We start from the raw sequence: 23,242 nt of genomic DNA on the forward strand, positions 1-23,242 counted from the left end.
AGCCATCAGCACGCGTCATGCCGGGGAGCGTCAACCCTCGGCGCGCCGTTCCTCGAAGCTCATCTCGATGAAGCCCGGCACATGATCGCCCAAGCCGACCACCTTCGGGCCGTTGTCCTGCCGGCTGCGGCCACCCCGGCGGGAGCCGCGATCCTCTTCGCCGCGACTGTCCCGGTCCCGGCGGTTGTCGCGCGGCGCGGCCACGGACGCCTCGGTCGTGGCGACATCCGCCTGCGCATCCTGTGCGTCCTGCACGGGCTCCGCCGCAGCTTCCGGCTTGTCCTTCTTCCGGCTCCGCGACCGGGAGGAGGCGCGTTTGGGCGCGTCCTCTTCGATCTGGTCGCGCTCGGCCTTCGGTGCGGGGGCGATCCACGGGCTTTCGCCACGCGGGATCTCGGTGCCAACGAGGTGCTGGATCGCCTCCAGGTACTTCGCGTCAGAAGGCGTCGAGAGGGTGTAGGCGATGCCGGTCTTGCCGGCGCGGCCGGTGCGGCCGATCCGGTGAACGTAATCCTCCGCATGGCTGGGCACGTCGAAGTTGAACACGTGGCTCACGTTCGGGATGTCGAGCCCGCGCGCGGCGACGTCGGAGGCCACGAGGAAGCGAAGCGTGCCGTCGCGGAACCCGTCCAGCGTCCGCGTCCGCTGCGACTGGTCGAGGTCGCCGTGGATCGGCTCGGCATCGTAGCCATGCTTCCGGAGCGACTTCGCCACCACGTCGACCTCGGTCTTGCGGTTGCAGAAGATGATCGCGTTGCGCAGCGCCGAACCATCGCGCTCGATCACGGCACGGAGGATCTCGCGCTTGTCCTTCGCGGCCATGTCGCGCCGCCGGGGCGTGTGTTCGATCAGGATCTGCTCGATTGCCTCGGAGGTGGAGTTCTGCCGCGCCACCTCGATCCGCTCGGGGTTCGACAGGAACTTGTTGGTGATCCGCTCGATCTCCGGCGCCATCGTGGCCGAGAAAAACAGCGTCTGGCGCGTGAAGGGCGTCATCTCGAAGATGCGCTCGATATCGGGGATGAACCCCATGTCGAGCATCCGGTCGGCCTCGTCCACGACCATGATCTGCACGCCGGTCAGCAGCAGCTTGCCACGCTCGAAATGGTCGATGAGGCGGCCGGGCGTCGCGATGAGCACGTCGACGCCACGGTCGATCAGCTGATCCTGCTCCTTGAAGGACACGCCGCCGATGAGGAGCGCCTTGGTCAGGCGACTGCCCTTGGCGTAGGTGTCGAAGTTCTCGGCTACCTGCGCGGCGAGCTCCCGCGTGGGCGCGAGCACGAGGGAGCGCGGCATTCGGGCGCGGGCGCGACCCTTCGAGAGCATGGTGATCATCGGCAGCGTAAAGCCCGCCGTCTTGCCGGTGCCGGTCTGCGCGATGCCAAGGACGTCGCGCCCTTCGAGCGCGGGGGGAATCGCCCCCAGCTGAATCGGCGTGGGCGTCGTGTATCCGGCGGCGTCGATGGCCTTGAGAACCTTCGGGTCGAGTTTCAGGTCGGTAAAGCTCGTCATGTGCGTCCTGTTTGGAGCGGAGGGCCGTATTGCCGGACCGCTCTGGGGGTTGTGGGACGCCGATCTGCCTGTGCGCCCCGCGGAAACGTCTGCCTACATCCGGCAGGCGCGCGTCGCCTATCAAACGACGGCTTCGCGGTCAACGTTCGCCGACGGGCAGGGGCGAAGGGAACGGGCCCGGCGGCCCGCGGGTTGAGGGTCGAACCCAAGAGGAAAGGAATACGACATGCCGAAGAAACACGGTTCCGCGCATTGGGAAGGCGGCTTGAAGGACGGGACGGGCACCGTTTCCATGGAGTCCGGCGCGTTCGACAAGCAGCCCTACGGCTTCGGCCAGCGCTTCGAGGGCAAGCCGGGCACCAACCCCGAGGAGATGGTCGCGGCTGCCCACGCCTCATGCTTCTCGATGGCGCTCAGCATGGTGCTGGGCCAGAGCGACATGACCCCCTCGGCCATCGACACGGACTGCACCGTGACGCTCGACGAGGTCGATGGCGGCTTCGCAGTGACCAAATCGCATCTCGACGTGACGGTCAGCGTGCCCGGCGCGTCCGAACAGGATGTGCTCAACGCCTGCGAGACGGCGAAGGCGAACTGCCCGATCTCGAAACTGCTCGCGACCGAGATCACGATGGATGCAAAGGTCGTCTGATCACGCCCGATCGCTTGCGACGGGATCGCTCCGGATCATCGATCCGGGGCGAACCCCTTAATCATCCCCGGCATTCGCGCGATCGACCAGTCGGGCCAGGGCGGGGTCGTCCGACGCCGCGCGCGATATGACGGCGGTCATGTTCGGGCGTTGCGCCAGTTCCGCCAGAGGATCCGAAAGACGATCGGCCTCGTCCTGCGGCAAGCCGGCGCGTATCGCGGCCAGCGCGAGATCGGGATCCTCCGCGATCAGGTAATCCATCACCGCCCCGGTCCAGCCATCCGCCGCATCGCTCTCGGTATCGCCGGACGCCAGATAGGCGATGTAACGCGCGGCGAAGCGGTCGAGTGGCAGGTCGCCCTCGGGAAGCGCATCCGTCGTCGCCGGAAGGCCGAGCGCCGCGGCGACGGTCGCGCGCGGGATCACACCATCATCTCCTTCGTCGCCGACAGCGTAACTTCCGGGTGATCGCGCTCGATGCGGTCGATGTCCCATTGCAGGCGCGTCAGGAAGACCGGGTCGCCATCGTTGTCGTGGGCGATGTGCTGCTTGTTCTTCGCGATCACGCCCTCGACCGCGTCCTTCGGTCCCGAAAGCCAGCGGGCGGACTGGAACTGAGACGCCTCGAAGCGAACGGGAAGGCCGTATTCGAGTTCGATCCGGCTCGCCAGAACCTCGAACTGAAGCGCCCCGACGACGCCCACGATGAAGCCGGAGCCGATGGCCGGCTTGAAGACCTTGGCCGCCCCTTCCTCGGCGAACTGCATCAGGGCCTTCTCGAGATGCTTGGCCTTCATCGGATCGCCCGCGCGCACGCCCTGCAGAAGCTCCGGCGCGAAGGAGGGAATGCCGGTGAAGCGCAGGGCCTCCCCCTCGGTCAGCGCATCGCCGATGCGGAGCTGGCCGTGGTTGGGGATCCCGATGATGTCGCCGGCCCAGGCCTCCTCGGCCAGCTCTCTGTCGGCGGCGAGGAACAGAACGGGGTTGGAGATCGCCATCGGCTTCTTCGAGCGGACGTGGGTGAGCTTCATGCCGCGCTCGAAATGGCCCGAAGCGAGGCGGACGAAGGCCACGCGGTCGCGGTGCTTGGGGTCCATGTTGGCCTGCACCTTGAACACGAAGCCCGCGACCTTGGTCTCCTCGGCGCCGACCTGACGCGGCTCGGCGCGCTGCGGCTGCGGGGGCGGGCCGTATTCGACGATGCCGGTCATCAACTCCTGCACGCCGAAGGAATTGATCGCGGAGCCGAACCAGATCGGCGTAAGCGAGCCCTCGAGAAAGGCGGCCGCATCCATCGGTGGCAGCAGCTCCCGCGCCATCTCGACCTCCTCGCGCAGCGTCGCGAGCAGGTCGGCCGGCACGCGCTCGGCCAGCTCCGGGTCGTCGAGTCCCGAGATCTTTACCGTCTCCGCCACGCGGTTCCGGTCCGCCCGGTCCATCAGCTCCAGCCGGTCGTGCAGGAGGTCGTAGCAGCCGATGAAATCGCGTCCGACGCCGATGGGCCAGGAGGCCGGCGTCACGTCGATGGCGAGGTTCTCCTGAATCTCGTCGATGATCTCGAACGTGTCCCGGCTTTCGCGGTCCATCTTGTTGCAGAACGTGAGGATCGGCAGGTCGCGAAGGCGGCAAACCTCGAACAGTTTCCGCGTCTGGCTCTCGACCCCCTTGGCCCCGTCGATCACCATGACGGCCGCGTCCACCGCGGTCAGCGTGCGGTAGGTGTCCTCCGAGAAGTCGGAGTGTCCCGGCGTGTCTACGAGATTGAAGCGGTAGCGCTCCGCCCCCCGCGCGAAGTCGAAGGACATGGCCGAGGCGGAAACGGAGATGCCCCGGTCCTGCTCCATCTTCATGAAGTCCGAGCGGGTGCGCCGCGCCTCGCCCTTGGCGCGCACCTGCCCCGCCATCTGGATCGCACCGCCGTAGAGAAGGAACTTCTCGGTCAGCGTCGTCTTGCCGGCATCGGGATGCGAAATGATCGCAAAGGTGCGTCGGCGGCCAATCTCGGGCGGAAGCGGCGGAGCGTTGGTCAGGAGGGTGTCGGGCATGCGCGGCATATAGGCAAGGCGCGGGTGCGCCGCAATCGCGCCCGTCAATGCGCGGGTTCGACCACGGGGTCGATCAGCGTGCGGCCCCCGTCCACGGTCAGGACCTGCCCGATCATGAACCCCGACGCTTCGGAGACGAGATACTGCACCGTTTCCGCCAGTTCGGCCGGGGCGGCGATCCGGCCCATCGGCGTCGCGTCGATGATTCCCTGCCGAAGCTCGTCGGAGCCGCCGAGACGGGTCTGCAGGTTGTTCGACATGACCGAGCCGATGGCGATGCCGTTGACGCGGATCCGCGCGGGGGCGAGCGAGACGGCGAGGCTGCGCGTCGCCTGGTCGAGCGCGGCGGCGCTGATCGAGTAGGCGAGAAGCTCCGGCTGCGTGCGCCGCCCGGCGATCGACCCCACGTTGACGATCGTACCGATGATCCCCTCGTCCTGTCCGTCCTGCGCCGCCTGATGGATCATCCGCTTGGCCACCGCCTGGCTCAGACGAAGGGCGGTCATCAGGTTCTGCTCCAGAAGCGTCATCACCGAGTTGTCCTCCGCGTCGAGCGGGTCGGTGATCAGCATCTGACGCGAGGCGTTCACGAGGATGTCCACGCGATCGTAGGCGTCGATCGTGGCCGAGAGCAGATTCGCGACGGTCAGCCGTTCGCGCAGGTCGCCGGCGAAGTAGTGCAGGCGCGCGCCCTCCTCGAGTTGCGCGCCGCCGACCTCCGCCTCGAGCCGGCCCTCGTCGCGATCGGCGAAGACGACGTTCGCCCCCTGCTCGACGAAATGGCGGGCAATGGCGAGGCCGACCCCGTTCGCCGCCCCGGTGACGATGGCGGTCTTGCCTTCGATGCTGAAGCTCATGGGCGACTCCGCTTGGGTCTTTCGGCCTGGATCACCTTGTAGCCCGCCACCTCGCCCAGCACCACGACGGCGCCGAACGCCTCCTGCAACGTCGCCTCGTAGGGCAGGTGCCTGTTCGCCACGAAGACGGACCGGCCGCGCGGCGCGGTCAGGCGGGCGGCGGCCCGCACGAAGGCGCGCCCGAGTTCGGGGTCGGCCTTGCGGGAGGTGTGGAAGGGCGGATTGCTCAGCACGTGGTCGAACGGTTCCGCCTCGAAGCGCGTCGCGTCCGCCCAGTGGAAAACGGCGCGCGGATCGGCGATGTTCCGACGGGCGCAGTCGAGGGCGATGCGTTCCGCCTCGACCAGCGCCACTTCGGTGACCTCCGGCGAGGCGAGCGCCGCGCGGGACAGGAACCCCCAGCCCGCGCCGAGGTCGCAGACCCGCCCGGAAAGCGGCCCCATCTCCGCGGCGAGCAGGGCGGAGCCGGGATCGATGCCATCGGCCGAAAAGACCCCGGCGCGCGTTTCGAACCCGTCCGCGTCGACCGGCGCGTCGGTCCAGTCGACGGGCGCCGGCGCGGCGGGAAAGGCGAAGCACTTGCCGTGGGATTTGGAGAAGACCTCGCCCACGTCGAACGCGGCGCGGCACGCCTTCAGGAGCGAGTCGATCCCGTCGCCCTTCTGACCGTCGACGACGACCGGCGCGCCCGGGGGCAGGGCGGCGCAGGCTCCGGCGATGAGCGCGTGGGTCAATGCCTTCGACCGCGTGGCGAAAACCACCACGCCCGCCACCGGTTCCTCGATCCCGGTGGAAACGGAAAGCCCCCGCGCGGCGAGGGCATCGTGATCAGGCCGGAAGCCGTGCACCGCGACGAGACGTCCCGGGTCGAGGCCCTCCAGGTCGAGGTCGACCGGCGGACGGAGCAGCGCCACCCGTCCCTCGGGCAAGGTCACGACACCGGACGCGCGAGCAAGGGTCAGACGGGACTGCATCGCGAGGGGAGGACTAGTCCTCCTTCTCCATTGTGCATTGCAACGGATGCTGGTGACGGCGCGCATAGTCCATGACCTGCGCGACCTTGGTCTCCGCGATCTCGTGGCTGAAGACGCCGACCACCGCGAGGCCGCGCTTGTGCACGGTGAGCATGATCTCCACGGCCTGCGAATGGCCGATCTGGAAGAACTTCTCCAGCACCATCACGACGAATTCCATCGGCGTGTAGTCGTCGTTCAGGAGCATGACCTTGTAGAGCGGCGGCTTTGCGGTCTTCGGACGGGTCTTGGTGACGACGGACGTGTCGCCGTCGCCGTCCTCGGGACTCTGGGCCATGGCTGTGATCTCGGTCGGAGACATGGGGAGCGATCCATTGGCGGGTGACGGGCTGGATGCCTTGATATAATGAACGCGGCGCATGAGGAAAGGGGGTCGCCGCATGACGGTCACCACGATCGGCTTCGATGCCGACGACACGCTCTGGCAGAACGAGAGCTTCTTCCGCCTGACGCAGGAGCGTTTCGCGGCGCTTCTGGCCGACCACGCAGGGAACGATCACCTGATGGAGCGGCTGCTCGCGGCGGAGCGTCGCAACATCGGGCATTACGGGTTCGGCATCAAGGCGTTCACCCTGTCGATGATCGAAACCGCGATCGAGGTGACCGATGGCCGGGTGCCGGCCGCGGTGATCGGCGAGATCCTGGCCGAGGGGCGGGAGATGCTGCGCCATCCGGTCCACCTCCTCGACGGGGCGGAAGACGCGGTACGGACGCTCGCGGGGTCCCACAAGCTCGTGCTGATCACCAAGGGTGACCTGCTCGACCAGGAGCGCAAGCTCGCGGAATCCGGATTGCGCGACCTGTTCGACGGGGTCGAGATCGTCAGCGACAAGACCCCCGCCACCTACCGCCATGCCTTCGCCCGTCACGGCGACGGGCCGGACCGCGCGCTGATGGTCGGCAATTCGATGAAGTCCGACGTTGTCCCGGCCATCGAGGCCGGGGCCTGGGGCGTGTTCTGCCCTTCGGAGATCGAATGGGCGCTGGAGCGTGCCGACGCGCCCGAGGACGCCCCGCGCTTTCGCCGCATCGCGAACCTCGCGGAACTGCCCGGCCTCGTCGCGAACATCTGACGGCGGCGCACCGGGCCGAACGCGGAGCCTCCCGCGGAAGCGTCTCGGACCGGGAAGACGGCGCGTGCCAGCTTCTTCCCGGCCCGAATGATCGTTCTCCGCTCAGACGAGCGCGCCCTCGGACGTGATCGTGAGCCGGCCGCCGAGCCAGGGGCTGAGCACTTCGGGCAGGACGACGGATCCGTCGGCGCGCTGACCGTTCTCGAGCACCGCGATGAGGCAGCGCCCGACCGCGAGACCGGAGCCGTTCAGCGTGTGGACGTAGTCCGGCTTGCCCCCGCCGTCCGGACGGAACCGCGCGTTCATCCGGCGAGCCTGAAAATCGCCGGTGGTGGAGCAGGACGAGATCTCGCGATAGGCGCTCTGTCCCGGCAACCAGACCTCGATGTCGTGCGTGCGCCGTGCGCCGAACCCCATGTCGCCGGTGCACAGGACGACGGTGCGGTAGGGCAGGCCGAGCCGCTCCAGGATGCCTTCGGCGCAGCGTGTCATCCGGTCGAGCTCCTCCCGCGAGTGGTCGGGGTGGGTGACGGACACCATCTCCACCTTCTCGAACTGGTGCTGGCGCAGCATGCCCGCCGTGTCGCGCCCCGCGCTGCCCGCCTCCGAGCGGAAGCAGAGCGTGTGCGCGACCATGCGGCGGGGCAGGGCGGCCTCGTCGAGGACCTCCTTCGCGACCGAATAGGTCAGCGTCACCTCCGAGGTGGGGATGAGCCAGTAGCCTTCGCGCGTCAGAAAGCTGTCGTCACCGAATTTCGGCAGCTTGTCCGTGCCGAGCATCGCGTCGTCGCGCACGAGGACCGGCGTCATATGCTCCGTCAGTCCGTTCTCCTGCACATGCGTGTCAAGCATGAACTGTGCGAGCGCCCGGTGGACGCGCGCGACCGCGCCCCGGAGCAACACGAAGCGGCTGCCCGAGAGCTTGGCGGCGGTCTCGAAATCCATGCCCGGCGTCACGCCCGTGATCTCGAAATGCTCCTTCGGAGCGAAGTCGAGGGCGGCCGGCTCGCCCCAGCGGGCGATCTCGACGTTGTCGGCCTCATCGGTGCCGTCGGGGACGTCGGCATCCGGCAAATTGGGGATCTCGAGGAGCGCGTCGCGCAGCGCATTGTCGGCGCTCCGGGCCTCGTCCTCGAGGGCTGCGATCTCTTCCTTCTTGGCGGCGACGAGGCCACGCAGGCGTTGGAACTCGGTCTCGTCGCCCGCGGCCTTGGCGGCGCCGACCTGCTTGGAGGCGGCGTTGCGATCGGCCAGCGCGGTCTCAGCCCCCGTGATCGCGCGCCGGCGCGTTTCATCCAGCGCCAGCAGATCGGCGGAAACCGGCAACACCCCCCGGCGTGCCAGGGCGGCGTCGAAGGCCGCCGGGTCGTCGCGGATGATGCGGATGTCGTGCATGGCTCGGTCCCCGATGTCGTCGCGTCGCCCGCGACATGCCACAGCGGTCGAGACACGACCAGAGGTTGCCACCGCCGCTTGCACGCCCGATACGCGGCGCATAGGTTCGCCCACGATTTCTGGCAGGGGTGCGCCACGATGCCCCGGAACCGAAGGGATAGGACATGTTCGTAACCGCCGCCAACGCGCAGGGCCTGGGCGACGCCGCCGCCGGACTCGGGAGCTTCGTGCCGCTCATCCTGATCTTCGCGATCATGTACTTCCTCCTGATCCGTCCGCAGCAGAAGAAGGTGAAGGAGCACCGTGCCATGGTCGCCGCGCTTCGTCGGGGCGATCAGGTGGTCACGCAGGGCGGAATCGTCGGCAAGGTCTCGAAGGTGAAGGACGACAACGAGATCGAACTGGAGATCGCCGACGGCGTCCGCGTCCGCGTCGTCCGCGCCACGGTGGCACAGGTCCTCTCGAAGACCGATCCGGCTACCTGAGATGCTCCAGATCGCGCTCTGGAAGCGGCTGACGATCCTCGCCCTCTGCCTCGCGGGTCTGGCGCTGGCGCTTCCCAATGCGTTCTATTCGCGGGTCGAGCGCCACAACGACGCTGTGCTCGCCGTCGAGCGCGGTGCTGTCGAGACACCCGAACTCGCCGCCGACCGGGCGGCCTGGCCCGACTGGCTTCCGGCCTCGCTGATGAATCTCGGCCTCGACCTGCGCGGCGGCGCGCATCTTCTGGCCGAGGTGCAGCTCGGCGACGTCTACGAGAGCCGGATCGACGGCTACTGGCCGGAGGTCCGCGATGCGCTGCGGGGCTTGCGCGACGAGGTCGGCACGATCCGCCGGCAGGACAGCGCCCCCGGTACGCTGCAGGTGCGTATCAGCCGGCCCGGGGGGCTTCAGGCCGCCGTCGACGCCGTGCGGGATCTGGCGCAGCCCATCGTCTCGCTCGGTGGCGTCGGGCAGGACGACATCGAGGTTACGGGGTCGGGCGACACGCTGACGCTGCGACTCTCGGAGACGGAGCGAGCGGCGACCGACAACCGCACGATGGAGCAGTCGCTCGAGATCATCCGCCGCCGCGTCGACGAGGCCGGCACGCGGGAGCCGACGATCCAGCGTCAGGGCGAGGACCGCATCCTGATCCAGGTGCCCGGCATCGGCTCGGCGCAGGAGCTGAAGGCGCTGATCGGTACCACCGCGCGCCTGACCTTCCATCCGGTCGTGGCCCGCGGGACCGATCCGCAGGCACGCGTCGACGGCAGCCAGATCCTGCTGCGCGGGCTGGAGGATCCGAACGAATATTACACGCTGGAGCGCACGCCTGTCGTGAGCGGCGACGACCTCGTGGACAGCCAGCCGGCCTTCGACCAGAACGGCCAGCCCGCCGTCACCTTCCGCTTCAACCCGGCCGGCGCGCGCGCCTTCGGCGTCTATACCGCCGAGAACGTCGGCGCCCCCTTCGCCATCGTCCTCGACGAGGAGGTGGTGACCGCGCCGCGCATCAACGAGGCGATCACCGGCGGCTCGGGCCAGATCACCGGCAATTTCGGCGTGGAGGAGGCCAACCGGCTTTCCATCCTCTTGCGCGCCGGCGCGCTGCCCGCCGAGATGACCTTTCTCGAGGAGCGCACGATCGGGCCGCAGCTCGGCCAGGACAGCATCGACGCGGGCAAGGTCGCCTCCATCGTCGCGATGGTCGCCGTGGTCGTCGTGATGGTCGCAAGCTACGGGTTGTTCGGCGTGTTCGCAACGGTGGCGCTCGGCGTGAACGTCATGCTCATCTTCGGCATCCTGAGCCTGATCGGCGGGACGCTGACGCTGCCCGGCATCGCCGGCATCGTGCTCACGATCGGCATGGCGGTGGACGCCAACGTCCTCGTCTTCGAGCGCATCCGCGAGGAACTCAAGACCGCGCGCGGCCCCGCCCGGGCCATCGATCTGGGTTACGAGCGCGCGCTGTCGGCCATCGTGGACGCCAACATCACGACGTTCATCATCGCCGTGATCCTGTTCCTCCTGGGCTCCGGGCCCGTTCGCGGTTTCGCGGTGACGCTCGGCATCGGCATCCTTACCTCCGTCTTCACTGCGATCTTCGTCACGCGGCTTCTCATCGTGATGTGGTTCGAGCGCCGCCGTCCCAAACAGATCGAGGTCTGACATGCGCCTGAGACTGGTTCCGGCCGAGACGAACTACGACTTCTTCATGTACCGCAGGCTGACGCTCGGTGCCTCCGTCGTGGCGGTGATCGCCAGCATCGTCATCTGGCTCACGGTGGGGCTGAACTTCGGCATCGATTTCCTCGGCGGCACGACGATCCGGACCGAAAGCGCGGAGAGCGTCGATGTCGGCGCCTATCGCGACGCGATCGCGCCGCTGGGGCTGGGCGACGTGACCATCACCGAGGTGTTCGACCCGACCTTCGAGGCCGACCAGAACGTCGCGCAAATCCGCATCCAGGCGCAGGAGGGGGCGGAGGCGGTCACGCCCGAGACGATCGCGGCGGTGGAAACAGCGCTGCAGGAGGTCGACCCTTCCATCACCTTTCCGTCGGTCGAATCCGTTGGGCCGAAGGTTTCGGGCGAACTCATCACCACCGCTCTCCTTGCGGTCGGGGCGTCGCTCCTCGCGATCCTCTTCTACATCTGGCTGCGGTTCGAGTGGCAGTTCTCGATCGGCGCTGTGGCGGCCCTGTTTCACGACGTGATCGTGACGATCGGGCTGTTCTCGCTTCTGCAGATCCGCTTCGATCTCGCCACGATCGCGGCGCTGCTGACGATCATCGGCTATTCCATCAACGATACGGTCGTGATCTTCGACCGGCTTCGCGAGAACCTTATCAAATACAAGAAGACGTCCCTGATCGAAGTGATGAACCGTTCCGTCAACGAGACGCTGAGCCGGACGATCATGACCTCGGGCACGACGCTCGTCGCGCTTGCCGCGCTGCTTGTCCTCGGCGGCGACGTGATCCGGGGCTTCGTCTTCGCGATCCTGTGGGGCATCGTCGTCGGCACCTATTCGTCGGTCTATGTCGCCAAGAATATCGTCCTGATGCTCGGGGTCGACCGCGACCCAAAGAAGCCCGCCGAGGCTGGCACGCAATTCGCCGATATCGATGCCTGAAGCACCCGGATCGGCCCTGGCGGAGCCGGGGCTGGTCTGCTGCTGGGCGCCACGTTCGTCGCCAGGCTCCGCCTCGGCTTCACGGGGTTCGGGACCGCCCTCATCTTTCTTCCGATCGCCGCCGGCGTCGTGGCGTCCAAGGCGGTCGCGATCCTGTCGCTACCGCACGCTCGCCCATCTCGTCATCGCGGTGGCGGGCCTGCCCTTGTTCGACTGAGGGCCCGGCCCTACCTCGACCCGCATGCAACTTACCGAGATGACCTACGACGACGCCCGCCCCTTCGACGGCTACGGCCCCGGCTTCTTCCGGGTCGGCGGTGACGTGGTGCAGGGCGCGGTGATCGTCCATCCGGGCGGCCTGCGCGGCTGGCAGGGCTACGCCGACATCGACGCGCTGACCGCCCTTGCCGGGAAGGTGGACGTGATCTTCGTCGGCACCGGAACCGAGATCGCCCATGTCCCCCGCGACCTGCGCGAGGCGGTGGAGGCGGCGGGGCTCGGGCTCGAGGCGATGAACACCCCTGCCGCCTGCCGCACCTACAACGTGCTGGTGGGGGAGGGACGGCGCGTCGCCGCCGCGGTCCTCCCCGTGGATTGAACCCCTACCAGTGGCCGGTATTCTCCATGCTGGCCCAGGGCTCCTGCGGTTCCTTCGCCTCGCCCGCCTGAAGCAGCTCGACCGACACGTTGTCGGGTGAGCGCACGAAGGCCATGTGCCCGTCGCGCGGCGGCCGGTTGATGGTCACGCCCGCCTCCTGCAGCGTCCGGCACATCTCGTAGATGTCGTCGACCGTGTAGGCGAGGTGTCCGAAATGCCGCGAATCGTCGGGCAGCTTCTCGTCGCCGTCCCAGTTGTAGGTCAACTCCACGTCCGCCGTCCCGTCGGCCTGCTCCGGCGGGCACATGAAGACGAGGGTGAAGCGCCCCTTCTCGTTCTCGCTCCGGCGGCGCTCCTGAAGCCCCAGCAGCTTGAAGAACTCGATCGTCTTGTCGAGATCCTTCACCCGGACCATGGTGTGCAGATAAGTCGTCGGCATATGCCCTCCGTTCCTGTTCCCCGCGGCACGTAGGACGCGGGCGACCGAAATCACGCCGCCCCTCTGTCCCGCGCGCGGGGTGCCCTGTAGCGTCCCCGCAAAACCGATGCGAGGGACGACATGACACCGGAACAGCTGGCCGAGATCGAGGAGCTTCGCGCGACCCCCACCCCCACCCTGCGCGCCGTGGCCCCGGGGATGGAGCGTCACCTCCATACGGCCCACGAGGTGCTCGACCATGGGATGATCCGGGTGGTGGACTACATGGGCGACGACGCGGCGATCTGTCAGGCCGCGCGGGTGAGCTACGGGCGGGGCACCAAGGCCGTCTCCAACGACGAGGGGCTGATCCGCTACCTGATGCGGCACTGGCACTCGACCCCCTTCGAGATGTGCGAGGTGAAGCTCCACGTGAAGCTCCCCGTCTTCGTGGCGCGGCAATGGATCCGCCACCGCACCGCCAACGTGAACGAGTATTCCGCCCGTTACTCGATCCTCGACCGGGAGTTCTACATCCCCGCGCCCGAACACCTCGCCGCGCAATCCGAGGTCAACAATCAGGGCCGGGGCGAGGCGCTCGCGGGGGAGGAGGCGGCGCGGGTGCTCCGCTGGCTCCGCGACGACGCGAACCGCGCCTACGACCATTACGAGGCGATGATCTCGCAGGAGGGCCAGCAGGGACTCGCGCGGGAGCTGGCGCGGATGAACCTGCCCGCGAACGTCTACACGCAATGGTACTGGAAGGTGGACCTCCACAACCTGTTCCACTTCCTGCGCCTGCGCGCCGATCCCCACGCCCAGATGGAGATCCGCGTCTACGCCGAGGCGCTGTGCGAGATCGTCCGCGACTGGGTCCCGGCGGCCTACGCGGCCTTCGAGGATTACCGGCTGGGCGGGGCGTCGCTCTCGGCCCGGGGGGTGGACTGCGTCCGGCGGATGCTGGCGGGGGAAGAGGTGACGCAGGAGACGAGCGGGATGAGCAAAGGGGAATGGCGGGAGTTTATGGGAGTGGTGAGATAGATGGCTTGAAAGTATCCCATATATTATAGGTTAGATTAAGCGGGATGTTTTAGATGCCATAGGAATCGTCTTTTCGAATAGCCTATGTGATTGCTGAGCCAAATAAGGTGGAACGAGATGTTTGTTAGGCGGGACGAAGCTTATGCGGTAGAAAGGTCTCTTGGTAAGGTCGAAAGCTGTCTTAGAGGCTTTCACCAAGCAGCCGATTGGGGTGCGTTAGAAGATTTCTGGCATGATTATATAAAAGAATGGAGAGACGCTTTTGAGCTTATAAAGGCCCGTAACAAATTATTATTCGATAGTCGGCTTTTGCCGAATCTTGAGCCGCAGGTCAAAAGCAGTCCTATACTACAATATATCAGGCAAGCTCGGTCTGCTTCAACTTATACCGTTTCAAGATCCGTTGTCCCAACATTAGGGAATACAATTCTTGGAACAGCATCTTACCCGAGAATTTTGCAAGTTAGTAACGGAAATAATATACAGACCGCCCCATCTAATGCCTATAACAACCAAGTTGCCGTTGAAAGCGCAGATGGTACTTTCAGCTATGAAAGGCTCCCAGATTTTGAGAAGGGGGTTGTTTCAAAAAGCCATCCTGAGAGTAGGGTTTCACGCGAGATGTTTCTTCGGCCTGAGCCCTTTATTAATAAAGGTGTCGAGTATAAGCCACCTGTAATCGTAATAAGTAGAGAGCGGCACTTGGAATGTATAATGGAGTATGGACACGATTGGCTCCTCGGTCATGGTAAGAAGCTTATCACCAAAATTCGGGACCTCCCTGTTTAAAGGAAATGATAAGCAAAGGGTAATGAGAATTTAGCGCCGTCTTTCGCTATAGGAAAATAATTAGATATGAATAGATCGACATTCTGCTAAGTCCCACCTTGCTTGATCCTTATAGCGGGAGCGGACGGCGACTAGCACGCTCAGCGGAAACCCCGATCCGGCTGACGTAGGACCCCACCTCACTCCACGAGGCCGGGTCGCCCCGCGGCCCGGCACACGCCCGTCCGCCCCATGGCGGGCGTGTTCCACGCCCCCCTCGGTCGGGCGCATGCCTCGGTTTCGGCCCTTACATTTACAGGACGATCAGAGCCGTTCCCTAGCCCTCCGTTTACGCTCCGGGCGCTCTGCGCTCCGATCGCTTTACCGGAGCGATCGGTTGGCTAGACCCGATCGCGCATCGCCCCCCAAACCATCCCCGCCTGCGCCGCCCACGGTCCGAAGATCCGCCCGCCCGGAAGCGCCGGCACGGGGAGGCGGGCGAGGAGGTCGAGGCGGGCGCGCTCGCCCCGCATCGCCTCGACCGCCACCCGCCCCGCGAGGCCCGCCAGTGCCAGCCCGTGCCCGGAATAGCCTCCCGCCGCGAAGACGCCCGGCGCCACCTCCGCCAGATACGGCAGGCGCGTCGCCGTCACCGCGAGCGTGCCGCCCCAGGCATGGGTCAACTCCACCTCCGCCAGCTCCGGATAGACGCGGGCGAGGTTGGCGCGGACTTTTGACGGTATGTCGCGCGGGAAGCGGCGGCCGTAGCTCTCGCCGCCGCCGTAGATGAGCCGCCCCTCGGGCGTCCAGCGGAAGTAGTTCACCACGAAGCGGTCGTCGGCCACCGCGAAGCCGTCGCGTCCCTCGGCCCCCGGCACCGGCGCGGTCGCGGCGATGTAGTTGTTGATCGGCAGCACCCGCGCCGCCGTCGGCCCGGTCAGGTGCGGCGAATACCCGTTCGTCGCGTGCAGCACGAACCGCGCGGCGACGGCCCCCTGCGCGGTCGCGGCCTCGGTCCCGTGGACGCGGTGCACCTCCGAGCGCTCGTGGATCACCGCGCCCGCCTCGGTGGCCTGCCTTGCCAGCGCGCGGATATAGGCCAGCGGGTTGCATGTGCCGCCCACCCGGTCGAGCACGCCCCCCGCATAGGCCCGCGTCCCGATCGCCGCCGCGATCTCGTCGCGGGTCAGCACCCGCGTCCCGGTCCCGTAGCGGCCGTTCATCCACTCGGCATCCTCGGCGATCCGCGCCAGTTCCCCGTCCGAGCGCGCCGCCGTCAGGATGCCCGAGCGGTGCCCCGCCTCGGGCGGCAGCGCGTCGCGCGTCAGCCGCACCGCCTCCTCCGACAGATCCCAGAGCGCGCGGGCCGTCCGCTCGCCCAGCTTCGCCTCCAGCCGCCGCTGCGACCAGTTGAAGCCGCGCCCGATCTGCCCGCCGTTGCGCCCCGACGCGCCCCAGCCCACGCGCTGCGCCTCCAGCACCACGACCGACATGCCCGCCCGCGCGGCGTGGAGCGCGGCCGACAGCCCGGTGATCCCGCCCCCCACGACGCAGAGATCGGCCTCGCGCCGGGCGCGGAGCGGCGGATGCCCGGGCGCCGGCGCCAGCCCCTCGTCGTAGATCGTGCCGGGCCAGGCGTCGCCGTTCGCATGCAGCCAGCTCATACGTTCAGGAGCAGATGCTCACGCTCCCATGGCGATATCACCTGCAGGAACGCCCCGTGCTCCAGCCGTTTCACCGCGGCGTAGATGGCGGCGAAGCGCGGATGCAGGACCTCGTGGATCTCGGTATCCGCATCGAACAGGTCGAGCGCGGCGGACAGGTCGCGCGGGATGCCCTCCCCGGAATCGTAGGCGTCGCCAGTGAATTGCGGCGCCGGCTCGATCTCTCTCATCAGTCCGAGATAGCCGCAGGCCAAGGAGCCGGCGAGCGCCAGATACGGGTTGCAATCCATCCCCGCGATCCGGTTCTCCACCCGCTTCGCCTCCGGCTCGGAGACCGGCACGCGCAGGCCGGTCGTGCGGTTGTCGCGTCCCCATTCGAGGTTGATCGGCGCGGCGAAGTCCCGGACGTAGCGGCGGTAGGAGTTCACGTAGGGCGCCAGCAGCGCGATGACCGACGGCAGGTGCCGCTGCATTCCGCCGATGAAATGCAGGAACGCCGCCGTCTCGGTCCCGCCGCCGCCGTCGAAGAGGTTGCGTCCCGTCTCCATGTCCACGATCGAGTGATGGATATGCATGGCCGAGCCCGGCTCCTCCTGAATGGGCTTGGCCATGAAGGTCGCGTAGCAATCGTGGCGCAGCGCCGCCTCGCGGATCAGGCGCTTGAAGTAGAAGATCTCGTCGGCCAGCTTCACCGGGTCGCCGTGGCGCAGGTTCATCTCCACCTGACCGGCGCCGCCTTCCTGCAGGATGCCGTCGATCTCCAGGCCCATCGCCTCGGCGAAGTCGTAGATGTCGTCGATCACGGGGCCGTATTCGTCGACCGCCGACATGGAATAGGCCTGCCGCGCCGCCGCGCGCCGACCCGACCGGCCCATCGGCGGCTCCACCGGCTTCGAAGGATCGACGTTGCGGGCGACGAGGTAGAACTCCATCTCCGGGGCGACGACCGGTTTCCAACCGCGGTCATGATAGAGGCCGACGACGCGCTTCAACACGTTGCGCGGCGCCATCGGCACCGGCGCGCCGGCCTGATCGTACATGTCGTGGATCACTTGCATCGTCCAGTCGGCCGTCCAGGGCGCGGCGCAGGTGGTCGAGAAGTCCGGCGTCAGCACCATGTCGGGCTCGAGGAAAGCGGCGTCGCCGTCATCGGCCCAGTCGCCGGTGATCGTCTGCTGGAAGATCGAGTTCGGCAGATAGAAGTGGCTCTGCTTGGCGAACTTGGCCGCCGGCATCGCCTTGCCCCGGGCGATGCCCGACAGGTCGGCGACGATGCACTCCACTTCGTCAAGGCGCCGGCCCTCCACATAGGCGCGGGCATGCGGCGGCGCGCGCTCCACCCAGTTGGAGCCGGACGGGGGCAGGGGGGCGTGGGTCGAATCAGCCTTCGACATCGGCCACCCGCATCTTGAAAAACCGCGCAACGGCGGCAGCGATGCGGTCCGCGTCGACCGGGCGGCCGGTCTCGGCGGCGGCCGCGTCCATGAGTGCGTCCGGATAGGTCCCAGTACCGCGGCGGAGCGACACGAACGCATTGATAAGCGCATCGTCGAACTCGGGATGCGGCTGCACCGTGAAAGCGCGGCGCCCGTAGGCAAGGATCGCGTTGACGCAGAACTCGTTTCCGGCCAGCACCACGGTCCCGTCGGGCAGGTCCGTCACCTGATCCTGGTGCCACGCGTTGAGCGTCAGCGTATGACCGCCCGCCGTCGCGTAATCCGCGCGGCCAAGGGCCCAGCCGCCGGGGAATTTCGTGACGCGGCCGCCCAGGGCCTGCGCGACGATCTGGTGACCGAAACAGATGCCCACCACCGGCACGTCGGCCGCCATCGCGTCCAGCACGAAGCGTTCGAGCGGGGGGATGAAGGGATGATCCTCGTAGGCGCCGTGCCGCGACCCGGTGACGAGCCAGCCATCGGCGGCATGCACGTCCTCGGGGAAGACCATGTTCTCGACGTCGTGGGCGGAGAACGCGAAGTCGTGCCCGTGGAGAAGCCGTGCGAACATGGCGTCGTAATCGCCGAGTTCGGCGCGAAGTTCCGGCGGCGTATGGCCCGCCTGGAGAATTCCGATATGCATGAAAACCTGCGCTTGCGATGCGTGCCGCGAGGCTAGGCCGGGATGCGCGCATCCGCAAGGCGAGGACGGGAGCGGGGGGACGGAATGGTCCCGGGTGAAGCGGGGCGGCAGCAGAGGCCGCCCCGTCCGGTCTCACATCGAGGGCATCAGCACCGTGTCGATGACGTGGATCACGCCATTCGAGGCTTCGATGTCCGGCTGGGTGACGGTCGCGTCGTTGACCATCACGCCGTCGGTGGTGCCGATCTCGAGCGTGCTGCCCTCGACGGTTTCGGGCATCATCCCGTCAGTCAGGTCGCTCGACATGACCGCGCCGGGGACGACGTGGTATGTCAGGATCGACGTGAGCTGCTCCTGGTTCTCGGGCATCAGGAGTTCGTCGACAGTGCCCTCCGGCAGAGCGGCGAACGCGTCGTCCGTGGGCGCGAAGACGGTGTAGGGGCCGTCGCCCTTCAGGGTCTCGACCAGGCCCGCGGCTTCAGCGGCGGCGAGAAGCGTGGTAAAATTGCCAGCTTCGGTCGCGGTGTCGACGATGTCCATGTCCTGCGCGTAGGCGGGTACGGCGAAGGCGGTGGCAGCAGCGATCGAAAGGAATGTTCTGCGGATCATTATGTGTCTCCCTTGAGACGCCGTTCGTGGCGTCGCGCAACCACCTAGCCGACCACTCCGGGGATCAATGCGCCTGCGTCAGGACGACACGCGTTCCGTCACAACCGCGTCACCGCGACCCCGCCGACAATCAACACGGCCGCCGCACTTTTCCAGCGGTCCACGCGCTCGCCGATTAGGCCCCAGCCGATCAGCACGGCGAACAGGATCGACGTTTCCCGCAGCGCGCCGACGAGCGCGATGGGCGCCACCGTCATCGCCCAGACCGCGACCGCGTAGGCGCCGTAGCTGAAGGTCGCGGCGAGTGCGCCGACCGCCCAGGTCCGCCGGTCCGCGCGCCAGAGCGCGGGACCGCGCAGCCAGGTGACGAGCGGCGAGAAGATCGCGACGTCGAGGAGGAAGAGCCAGCCTACATATTGAGCGGCCGAGGCGGCCACCCGCGCACCCGAGCCGTCGACGATGGTGTAGCCCGCCGTCATCGCCGCCGAGCCGAGCGCATAGGGCACGAGCCGCCGCGCCTCCCGTGCGCGCAGCGACCCCGCCGCCATCGTCGCGATGCCGCCCCCGAGGAGCAGGATGCCCGCGATCTCCGCCGCGCTGAGTACGTCGGTCAGAACGAGCGGCCCGACGAGCAGGACGATCATCGGCGCCGCGCCGCGTGCGATGGGGTAGACGCGGCTCAGGTCGCCCTGCTCGTAGGCGAAGGCGAGGAACAGCTTGTAGCCCGCGTGGAACGCGCCCGACAGGAGGAGCCAGGGCCAGACCTCAGGCGCGGGCCACGGATGGAACAGCGCCACGGCGCCCCCGGCGATCCCCTGGATCAGCGTCATGATCGCCATCCCACCGACCTTGGACGTGCCCGATTTCACGAGGCCGTTCCAGGCGGCATGGAAGAAGGCCGCGCCGAGCACTGCCAGCAGGACGCCTGTGCTCACACGGTGTCCAGGTAGAGGTCCAACCGTTCCGCCTCGGTCAGATCCTCGATGTCGCGCATCTCCTGCCGCTTGGTCAGGACCATGTTGCGGACCAGCGCCTCGGGCAGGAGGCGCGGGGTCATCGGGTCGCCCTCGAACCGCTCGATCGCGTCGATCCAGGCGCCGGGAATTCGCGGCAGATCCTGCGCGTAGGCGTTGCCCTTGATTGGCGCGGGCGGAGTCAAGCGATCCTCGATCCCCGCGAGCGCCGCGCCGAGGATCACGGCGAGCAGGAGATAGGGGTTCACGTCCCCGCCGGAAATGCGGTGCTCGATCCGCCGATGTTCGGGCGCCGCCTCGGGGATGCGGATCGCGGCGGTCCGGTTCTCGTACGCCCAGGCAAGCCCGGTCGGTGCATGCGCGCCGGGGACGAGCCGGTCGTAGCTGTTCAGGTGCGGCGCGAAGATCAGCGTCGAGGCGGGCGCGGCGGCCAGAAGCCCCGCGACCGCGTGGCGGAGCGTGTCCGAACCCTTTGCCGTGCCGTCGTCGAAGACGTTGCGCCCGTCCCGGTCCAGGACGGAGAAGTGCACGTGCATCCCGTTGCCGGCGTAGTCCGGATAGGGTTTGGCCATGAAACTCGCCGCGAAGCCGTGCTTGCGCGCCTGTCCCTGGATCAGGAGCTTGAAGAGCCAAGCGTCGTCCGCCGCCTTCAGCGCATCGGACTGGTGCGCGAGGTCGATCTCGAACTGCCCGATCCCGGCCTCGGAAATGGCGGTGTTGGCAGGAATGTCCATCGCCTCGCAGGAATCGTAGAGCTGTGTGAAGAACAGGTCGAACGCGTCGAGGGCCCGCATCGACAGCGTCTCCGCTCCCGGACGCCGCTTGCCCGAGCCGGGGGCCTTCGGCACGCGGAGCTGCCGCGTCGAGTCGTCGACGAGGTAGAACTCCATCTCCGTCGCCACGACCGGGGTGAGCCCGCGTCCGGCGTAGCGGGCCAGCACGGCGGCGAGCGCGTGACGCGGATCGCCTGCGAAGGGCCGGCCGTCCCGGTGGAACATCCACACGGGCAGGAGCGCGGTCGGCGTGTCGAGCCAGGGCATCGGCACGAAGCCCCGCTCGGTCGGGTGCAGGTGTCCGTCGGCGTCGCCGCTTTCGAAGACGAGCGGGCTGTTCTCGATATCCTCGCCCCAGATGTCGAGGTTCAGGATCGAGAAGGGAAACCGTGTGCCGTTGGTCTCGAGGGCGTGTGCGAAGCGGCGCGGCACCCGCTTGCCGCGGGCCTGGGCGTTCAGGTCGCAGGCGGCGACGCGCACCGAATGGATGTGCGGATGGCGGTGCAGCCATCCTTCCCGGCTCTCCTGCTCGGCATCGGCGGCCGCCCCTGCGGGATCGACGCCGCGGTCCTTCATCGCATGATCTGCGGCAGGAGGCGCGGACGCCGGATGGTGGTCTGCGGCAGATGACGGTTCAGCCGGCTGTTCACGTGGCCCATGAGCCCGATAATAACGAGCGTCAACAGGATGAAGTACCCCGCAAGGATCGGGTAGGGTACGAAGGGGTTGAACGTCTTGTCCGCGAAGTAGCTCGCGTAATAGAGCGCGTCGCCGTTCTGCTGCCGTGCGGGGAAACCGGTGAAGAAGACGAGCGTGGTAGCGTGGAACAGGAAGATCGCCTCGTTCGTGTAGGCCGGCCAGGCCAGGCGCAGCATGGTGGGCCAGGTGATCCGCCGGAACCGCCGCCATCCGGTCAGCCCGTAGGCCGAGGCCGCGTCGAGGTCGCCCTTCGGCACGGCCTGCAATCCGCCGTAGAAGATCTCGGCCGAGTAGGCCGCGGTGTTGAGGAACAGCACGACGAGCGCGCCCATCCAGGCCGAGGAGAACGGCTCGAAGACGGGGGCCACCTGCTTCAGCGACAGGAACAGGAAGTAGCCGAAGAAGAACTGGATAAAGAGCGGCGAGCCGCGGAACACGAACACGAACCATTCCGCGGGCTTGCGCAGGAGCGCGTTGTCGGAGGCCTTGCCCACCGCCAGCAGCGTCGCGAGCGCGAAGCCCGAGATGAGGGCAAGCACGCCGAAATAGACGTTCCAGATCATGCCGGAGCCGATCAGGACGACCTGCTGACAGAGCGTGAAGTCGGCACGCGGCAGCAGGCGCTCGCCGATGCCCAGCGAGCGCAGACCGTAATCGAGAAGCGTCTCCCAGCACATCAGTGCGGTCCCGCGTTGGCGCCCGCCCGGCGCAGCCGCTCGCCCGCCGCCGTGGCTTGCCCGTGGCTCGCCCGCGCCGACAGACGTGCGAGGACGATCTCGGAAAGGCGGGTGAAGACGAGGTAGAAGACGAGGAGCGCGAGGAAGTACCAGACCCGCCAGTCGGGATGCGGATAATCGGTGAACCGCGACGTCTTTGCCGCGCCGAGCTCTCGCGCCCAGTAGACGATGTCCTCCACGCCGAGCAGGAAAAGAAGCGGGGTGGCCTTGATGAGGATCATCCACAGGTTGCCGAGGCCCGGCAGCGCGTAAGTCCACATCTGCGGCACGACGATGCGCCGGAAGGTCTGCCCGCGCGTCATTCCGTAGGCCTCCGCCGTCTCGACCTGCGCGCGCGGCACGGCCCGCATCGCGCCATAAAGCACGTTGGCCGCGAAGGCGCCAAAGACGATGGCGAAGGTCAGCACGGCGAGCGCGAAGCCGTAGGTCTCGTGCACCCATTGCGGTGCGTTGCCGAGCGGCATCTTGGCCACGTCGCAGACGAGGAAGTCGCTGCCCTGCCGCACCGGCTGGTCCCAATCCGGGCATTTGATCCTGTGGCGCAGGTATTCGATCCCTTGGTCGAGGGCGATCACGAAGAACAGGAAGAATGCGATGTCGGGCACGCCGCGCACGATCGCGATGTAGCCCTTGCCGAGCCACCGGAGCGGCAGCACGCCGGACCGCGCCGCCACCGCGCCGCCGAAGCCGAAGGCCATTGCCGCCGGCGCCGTGATCGCGAGCAGCAGGAGCACGGTGCCCACCGCCCAGTAGAGCGACAGGTGCTTGCCCGTGGTCAGATAGCACAGAAGCCAGGGCAGGCCCTCGAGCGTGGCGGGATCGGTGCAGGCGGGGAGCATTACGTCCCCCATCCCGCATGTCGGCGCCGCTCTTGCGAGATCGCATTCATGGTCGCATTCCCTGGGGGCGATCCCATCTGACGGTAAAGCCGAAATGGCGGGGCAGCCCAAGACGTGGACCGCGCCGTTCTTCGGGGATGTCGCGACGATCCACCGGGCGCATGGCGACAATCGCGGCGCCCGGCTGCGGCGTCTCGGCCACGACACACTTCGCGGTTTCTTGCCGGACAGCTTCGGGGCCGTCCTGCCGAATGGCCACCGCGAATGGGGAACGGGGGGCGTGTAGTCCCAGAGAAGCAGGAACACCCGCACCGCGGTGGGCAGGGGCCGAAGCCGGCGGCGACATCTTATCCA

24 protein-coding genes are annotated in these 23,242 nt (G+C 67.4%); 8 read left to right on the top strand and 16 right to left on the bottom strand.

What is annotated here, in order from left to right:
- Positions 1-30: 30 nt before the first annotated feature.
- Positions 31-1,515, bottom strand: a complete 1,485-nt coding sequence (locus tag Q1B08_RS07645) for a DEAD/DEAH box helicase (RefSeq protein WP_299816773.1) — start codon at positions 1,513-1,515, stop codon at positions 31-33.
- Positions 1,516-1,741: 226 nt separating this feature from the next.
- Between Q1B08_RS07645 and Q1B08_RS07650 the strand changes: the two genes are divergently transcribed.
- Positions 1,742-2,167: an OsmC family protein gene (locus tag Q1B08_RS07650; RefSeq protein WP_299816775.1), complete on the top strand. Its 426-nt coding sequence runs from the start codon at positions 1,742-1,744 to the stop codon at positions 2,165-2,167.
- Positions 2,168-2,224: 57 nt separating this feature from the next.
- Here the strand turns inward: Q1B08_RS07650 and Q1B08_RS07655 are convergent, their stop codons facing one another.
- From Q1B08_RS07655 to clpS, 5 genes are all read right to left on the bottom strand, one after another.
- Positions 2,225-2,593, bottom strand: coding sequence for a hypothetical protein (locus Q1B08_RS07655; protein WP_299816777.1), 369 nt, complete (start codon positions 2,591-2,593; stop codon positions 2,225-2,227).
- Positions 2,590-4,221: a peptide chain release factor 3 gene (locus Q1B08_RS07660; RefSeq protein ID WP_299816937.1), complete on the bottom strand. Its 1,632-nt coding sequence runs from the start codon at positions 4,219-4,221 to the stop codon at positions 2,590-2,592. The genes Q1B08_RS07655 and Q1B08_RS07660 overlap by 4 nt, the downstream gene beginning before the upstream one ends.
- A 35-nt stretch (positions 4,222-4,256) precedes the next feature.
- Positions 4,257-5,069 carry an SDR family oxidoreductase gene (locus Q1B08_RS07665; protein WP_299816779.1) on the bottom strand — a complete coding sequence of 271 codons (813 nt, stop codon included), beginning with the start codon at positions 5,067-5,069 and terminating at the stop codon, positions 4,257-4,259.
- Entirely contained in the window at positions 5,066-5,983 is a 918-nt protein-coding gene (locus tag Q1B08_RS07670; protein ID WP_299816781.1) for a methyltransferase, read from the bottom strand. Before Q1B08_RS07670 ends, Q1B08_RS07665 begins: the two co-directional genes overlap by 4 nt.
- Positions 5,984-6,056: 73 nt before the next feature.
- The gene (clpS, locus tag Q1B08_RS07675; RefSeq protein WP_299816783.1) at positions 6,057-6,380 is read right to left on the bottom strand and encodes an ATP-dependent Clp protease adapter ClpS; all 324 of its coding nucleotides are present in this window, start codon (positions 6,378-6,380) and stop codon (positions 6,057-6,059) included.
- 103 nt (positions 6,381-6,483) lie between these two features.
- Here clpS and Q1B08_RS07680 point away from each other — a divergent pair, with 103 nt between their 5' ends.
- On the top strand, positions 6,484-7,176 hold the full coding sequence (locus Q1B08_RS07680; protein ID WP_299816785.1) for an HAD family hydrolase: 693 nt from the start codon (positions 6,484-6,486) through the stop codon (positions 7,174-7,176).
- Positions 7,177-7,278: 102 nt separating this feature from the next.
- On the opposite strand, the gene serS is transcribed toward Q1B08_RS07680, so the two are convergent.
- Positions 7,279-8,571, bottom strand: coding sequence for a serine--tRNA ligase (gene serS, locus Q1B08_RS07685; protein WP_299816787.1), 1,293 nt, complete (start codon positions 8,569-8,571; stop codon positions 7,279-7,281).
- A 164-nt stretch (positions 8,572-8,735) separates the two neighbouring features.
- On the opposite strand from serS, the gene yajC reads away from it, so the two are divergent.
- The 4 genes from yajC (at position 8,736) to Q1B08_RS07705 (ending at position 12,287) form a co-directional block, all read left to right on the top strand.
- Positions 8,736-9,056, top strand: a complete 321-nt coding sequence (yajC, locus tag Q1B08_RS07690; protein WP_299816789.1) for a preprotein translocase subunit YajC — start codon at positions 8,736-8,738, stop codon at positions 9,054-9,056.
- Between the two features lies 1 nt (position 9,057).
- Positions 9,058-10,722, top strand: a complete 1,665-nt coding sequence (secD, locus tag Q1B08_RS07695; RefSeq protein ID WP_299816791.1) for a protein translocase subunit SecD — start codon at positions 9,058-9,060, stop codon at positions 10,720-10,722.
- A 1-nt stretch (position 10,723) separates the two neighbouring features.
- Positions 10,724-11,689, top strand: a complete 966-nt coding sequence (gene secF, locus Q1B08_RS07700; protein WP_299816793.1) for a protein translocase subunit SecF — start codon at positions 10,724-10,726, stop codon at positions 11,687-11,689.
- Positions 11,690-11,930: 241 nt separating this feature from the next.
- A complete protein-coding gene (locus Q1B08_RS07705) occupies positions 11,931-12,287 on the top strand; it encodes an Mth938-like domain-containing protein (protein WP_299816795.1) in 357 nt (118 codons plus the stop codon).
- Between the two features lie 4 nt (positions 12,288-12,291).
- Here the strand turns inward: Q1B08_RS07705 and Q1B08_RS07710 are convergent, their stop codons facing one another.
- Complete coding sequence (locus Q1B08_RS07710; protein ID WP_299816797.1) at positions 12,292-12,726, bottom strand: VOC family protein; 435 nt, start codon at positions 12,724-12,726, stop codon at positions 12,292-12,294.
- 120 nt (positions 12,727-12,846) lie between these two features.
- Between Q1B08_RS07710 and thyX the strand changes: the two genes are divergently transcribed.
- Positions 12,847-13,746, top strand: coding sequence for an FAD-dependent thymidylate synthase (gene thyX, locus Q1B08_RS07715; protein ID WP_299816799.1), 900 nt, complete (start codon positions 12,847-12,849; stop codon positions 13,744-13,746).
- Between the two features lie 1,169 nt (positions 13,747-14,915).
- Here the strand turns inward: thyX and Q1B08_RS07720 are convergent.
- The 8 genes from Q1B08_RS07720 to Q1B08_RS07755 form a co-directional block, all read right to left on the bottom strand.
- Entirely contained in the window at positions 14,916-16,178 is a 1,263-nt protein-coding gene (locus Q1B08_RS07720; RefSeq protein ID WP_299816801.1) for an FAD-binding oxidoreductase, read from the bottom strand.
- On the bottom strand, positions 16,175-17,572 hold the full coding sequence (locus tag Q1B08_RS07725) for a glutamine synthetase family protein (protein WP_299816803.1): 1,398 nt from the start codon (positions 17,570-17,572) through the stop codon (positions 16,175-16,177). The genes Q1B08_RS07720 and Q1B08_RS07725 overlap by 4 nt, the downstream gene beginning before the upstream one ends.
- Complete coding sequence (locus Q1B08_RS07730; protein ID WP_299816805.1) at positions 17,559-18,257, bottom strand: type 1 glutamine amidotransferase; 699 nt, start codon at positions 18,255-18,257, stop codon at positions 17,559-17,561. Before Q1B08_RS07730 ends, Q1B08_RS07725 begins: the two co-directional genes overlap by 14 nt.
- Before the next feature lie 132 nt (positions 18,258-18,389).
- Complete coding sequence (locus Q1B08_RS07735; protein ID WP_299816807.1) at positions 18,390-18,866, bottom strand: fasciclin domain-containing protein; 477 nt, start codon at positions 18,864-18,866, stop codon at positions 18,390-18,392.
- A 98-nt stretch (positions 18,867-18,964) separates the two neighbouring features.
- On the bottom strand, positions 18,965-19,801 hold the full coding sequence (locus tag Q1B08_RS07740) for a DMT family transporter (RefSeq protein WP_299816809.1): 837 nt from the start codon (positions 19,799-19,801) through the stop codon (positions 18,965-18,967).
- Positions 19,798-21,189: a glutamine synthetase family protein gene (locus Q1B08_RS07745; RefSeq protein ID WP_299816811.1), complete on the bottom strand. Its 1,392-nt coding sequence runs from the start codon at positions 21,187-21,189 to the stop codon at positions 19,798-19,800. The genes Q1B08_RS07740 and Q1B08_RS07745 overlap by 4 nt, the downstream gene beginning before the upstream one ends.
- Entirely contained in the window at positions 21,186-21,992 is an 807-nt protein-coding gene (locus Q1B08_RS07750) for an ABC transporter permease subunit (RefSeq protein WP_299816939.1), read from the bottom strand. The genes Q1B08_RS07745 and Q1B08_RS07750 overlap by 4 nt, the downstream gene beginning before the upstream one ends.
- Entirely contained in the window at positions 21,989-22,888 is a 900-nt protein-coding gene (locus tag Q1B08_RS07755) for an ABC transporter permease subunit (RefSeq protein WP_299816813.1), read from the bottom strand. Before Q1B08_RS07755 ends, Q1B08_RS07750 begins: the two co-directional genes overlap by 4 nt.
- 94 nt (positions 22,889-22,982) lie before the next feature.
- On the opposite strand from Q1B08_RS07755, the gene Q1B08_RS07760 reads away from it, so the two are divergent.
- Positions 22,983-23,174 carry a hypothetical protein gene (locus Q1B08_RS07760; protein ID WP_299816815.1) on the top strand — a complete coding sequence of 64 codons (192 nt, stop codon included), beginning with the start codon at positions 22,983-22,985 and terminating at the stop codon, positions 23,172-23,174.
- Positions 23,175-23,242 lie beyond the last annotated feature (68 nt).

The sequence above is a fragment of the uncultured Jannaschia sp. genome (genome assembly GCF_947494025.1).
Classification (GTDB): domain Bacteria; phylum Pseudomonadota; class Alphaproteobacteria; order Rhodobacterales; family Rhodobacteraceae; genus Jannaschia.

Bases quoted from the DNA above. Each gene is read 5' to 3' on its own strand.
- Q1B08_RS07645 (WP_299816773.1), bottom strand. From the start codon at position 1,515: ATGACGAGCTTTACCGACCTGAAACTCGACCCGAAGGTTCTCAAGGCC.
- Q1B08_RS07650 (WP_299816775.1), top strand. From the start codon at position 1,742: ATGCCGAAGAAACACGGTTCCGCGCATTGGGAAGGCGGCTTGAAGGAC.
- Q1B08_RS07660 (WP_299816937.1), bottom strand. From the start codon at position 4,221: ATGCCGCGCATGCCCGACACCCTCCTGACCAACGCTCCGCCGCTTCCG.
- Q1B08_RS07665 (WP_299816779.1), bottom strand. From the start codon at position 5,069: ATGAGCTTCAGCATCGAAGGCAAGACCGCCATCGTCACCGGGGCGGCG.
- clpS (WP_299816783.1), bottom strand. From the start codon at position 6,380: ATGGCCCAGAGTCCCGAGGACGGCGACGGCGACACGTCCGTCGTCACC.
- Q1B08_RS07680 (WP_299816785.1), top strand. From the start codon at position 6,484: ATGACGGTCACCACGATCGGCTTCGATGCCGACGACACGCTCTGGCAG.
- serS (WP_299816787.1), bottom strand. From the start codon at position 8,571: ATGCACGACATCCGCATCATCCGCGACGACCCGGCGGCCTTCGACGCC.
- yajC (WP_299816789.1), top strand. From the start codon at position 8,736: ATGTTCGTAACCGCCGCCAACGCGCAGGGCCTGGGCGACGCCGCCGCC.
- secD (WP_299816791.1), top strand. From the start codon at position 9,058: ATGCTCCAGATCGCGCTCTGGAAGCGGCTGACGATCCTCGCCCTCTGC.
- secF (WP_299816793.1), top strand. From the start codon at position 10,724: ATGCGCCTGAGACTGGTTCCGGCCGAGACGAACTACGACTTCTTCATG.
- Q1B08_RS07705 (WP_299816795.1), top strand. From the start codon at position 11,931: ATGCAACTTACCGAGATGACCTACGACGACGCCCGCCCCTTCGACGGC.
- Q1B08_RS07710 (WP_299816797.1), bottom strand. From the start codon at position 12,726: ATGCCGACGACTTATCTGCACACCATGGTCCGGGTGAAGGATCTCGAC.
- thyX (WP_299816799.1), top strand. From the start codon at position 12,847: ATGACACCGGAACAGCTGGCCGAGATCGAGGAGCTTCGCGCGACCCCC.
- Q1B08_RS07720 (WP_299816801.1), bottom strand. From the start codon at position 16,178: ATGAGCTGGCTGCATGCGAACGGCGACGCCTGGCCCGGCACGATCTAC.
- Q1B08_RS07725 (WP_299816803.1), bottom strand. From the start codon at position 17,572: ATGTCGAAGGCTGATTCGACCCACGCCCCCCTGCCCCCGTCCGGCTCC.
- Q1B08_RS07730 (WP_299816805.1), bottom strand. From the start codon at position 18,257: ATGCATATCGGAATTCTCCAGGCGGGCCATACGCCGCCGGAACTTCGC.
- Q1B08_RS07735 (WP_299816807.1), bottom strand. From the start codon at position 18,866: ATGATCCGCAGAACATTCCTTTCGATCGCTGCTGCCACCGCCTTCGCC.
- Q1B08_RS07745 (WP_299816811.1), bottom strand. From the start codon at position 21,189: ATGAAGGACCGCGGCGTCGATCCCGCAGGGGCGGCCGCCGATGCCGAG.
- Q1B08_RS07755 (WP_299816813.1), bottom strand. From the start codon at position 22,888: ATGCTCCCCGCCTGCACCGATCCCGCCACGCTCGAGGGCCTGCCCTGG.
- Q1B08_RS07760 (WP_299816815.1), top strand. From the start codon at position 22,983: ATGGCGGGGCAGCCCAAGACGTGGACCGCGCCGTTCTTCGGGGATGTC.